Source organism: Selenomonadales bacterium (assembly GCA_017442105.1).
Lineage (GTDB): Bacteria > Bacillota > Negativicutes > RGIG982 > RGIG982 > RGIG982.
This window is the reverse complement of record JAFSAX010000089.1, coordinates 1-1,870: the sequence shown is the minus strand read 5'-3', so window position 1 is coordinate 1,870 and position 1,870 is coordinate 1. Positions and strand designations below refer to the sequence as shown.

The following is a 1,870-nucleotide window of genomic DNA, read 5'->3' as shown; positions in this document are numbered from 1 at the left end:
CGTCTTGCTCCTATTAGCGCACTAACGCTTCCAATTTGCTAAGTACTTCGGGTACTGCTTCAGTCGGTTTTACAACGACGATGATATTGTCATCGCCTGCTACCGTACCGATAATGCGCGGCCATTTCACATGGTCGATCGTTGAAGCAACCGCTTGTGCCGTACCCGGAAGTGTTTTTATGATAATAATGTTTTCGCTGAAGTCGAACCCTGTAACCGAGTCTTGGAACATACGTGCCATGCGCGACTGAGAAAACATCACATTTTTCTCCATCGGAAATGCATAGCGATAACGACCGTCACCGCTCGGAACCTTAGAGAGCATCAACTCTTTGATATCACGCGATACCGTTGCCTGCGTGATCTCAATACCTTGTTTACGCAATTCTTCGGCTAAGTCTTCTTGCGTTTCAATAATATTTTGTTCGACGATCTCTTTTATTTTTGCATGACGTACTATTTTCATCGGTTTTCACACCTCACTTTTTCTATTACAAATAACATCGGTGCCGTTTCTTTATGGTTGATCATGCGGAACGAGCTGACCGTATAATAACGCACAGGAAGCTGAACCAATTCGGCAAAGAGTCTTTCTTGTTCTTTCGCACCTGCTTCATGCCCTGAATACGAAACTACGGTAACCATCCCTCCGACCGATAACTTTTGCACCATCGTCAAAATTGCTTTCATCGTAGAGTCTGCCTGCGTGGTGATCTGATGGTCGCCCGTCGGCAGATATCCCAGATTGAACATTGCTATATCGATCTCGTCTGCAATGTGCGATCCAACATTCTCATGACTATCAAGCACAAGATGCACCTTTTCTGCCACGCCTCGCTCTTCGGCAAGTCGTTTTGCGGAATCGAGCGCATCCTGTTGAATATCAAACGCATACACAGCACAATCATCACTGCTGTGTTCTGCTAAAAATACCGTATCATGTCCATTGCCTGCCGTCGCATCGACAACGCATTTTGCCGAACCGAGTATCGGCATCAGCATCATATGTGCCAGGGTTTTGCTATTGATCCGTTGCATATCAATTACTCCGTTCCAATTTACTTTTGAACGTTGCATAATAATTTTTATCATAGAATTTCAAAAACTTCATCTTGCAAGGCGATTCTTCGATCAATATCTCGTCACCCGTAAGAAGCGGTTTGGTAACTTGTCCGTCGACCGTGCATCGCACGCCCGCTTTCGTATCGAGCACGGTAAGGCATACCTTTTCACGATGCGAAATGACCATCGGCCGCGATTTGAGCGTATGCGGACAAACAGGTGTTACGATGATGAGATTGAGATTCGGATTGACGATCGGACCGCCCGCCGAAAGAGAATATCCCGTCGAGCCTGTCGGCGTTGCTACGATAATACCGTCTGCCATATATTTTTCCATCAAAAAATCGTCTATCCGCAGATTGAAATGCATCATTGTCATACTACCTTTTACAACGACATCGTTCATTGCTGTTGCAATAGGCGTGACTACGCCATCTCGTCTAACCGATACCGAAAGCATCATACGTTCTTCTACCGTATATTCTTCCTTGAGTATCTGCGCCAGCTTTTCTTCGATCTCACCGCGCTCAATATCGGTAAGAAAACCGAGCGTTCCCATATTGATACCGCATAAAAGAACATCATCGTTTGCCAGATAACGTGCCACACCGATAAGCGTACCGTCACCGCCGACAGGGATCGCAACATCGAGATCGATGCGCTCCTCGTTTTTGTTCATGCGACAATCATAGACATTGACCTCAACAGGACGGATCGTCTGATTCTCCAAGTAATCGAGGATCTGATTCATCACCGCTTCGGCGCCTTCTTTTCTGTAACTGGGGAAGATTCCGATTTTCAATGTTTT

The 1,870-nt window shown here is 45.9% G+C and carries 3 protein-coding genes; all 3 read right to left on the bottom strand.

Annotated elements, in window-relative coordinates; genetic code table 11:
- Positions 1 to 13 precede the first annotated feature (13 nt).
- Positions 14 to 466: an arginine repressor gene (argR, locus tag IJN28_03470; protein ID MBQ6712834.1), complete on the bottom strand. Its 453-nt coding sequence runs from the start codon at positions 464 to 466 to the stop codon at positions 14 to 16.
- A complete protein-coding gene (locus IJN28_03465; protein MBQ6712833.1) occupies positions 463 to 1,038 on the bottom strand; it encodes a class I SAM-dependent methyltransferase in 576 nt (191 codons plus the stop codon). Before IJN28_03465 ends, argR begins: the two co-directional genes overlap by 4 nt.
- A 1-nt stretch (position 1,039) precedes the next feature.
- The coding region (locus tag IJN28_03460; GenBank protein MBQ6712832.1) for an NAD(+)/NADH kinase at positions 1,040 to 1,870 on the bottom strand (831 nt) is incomplete at its 5' end.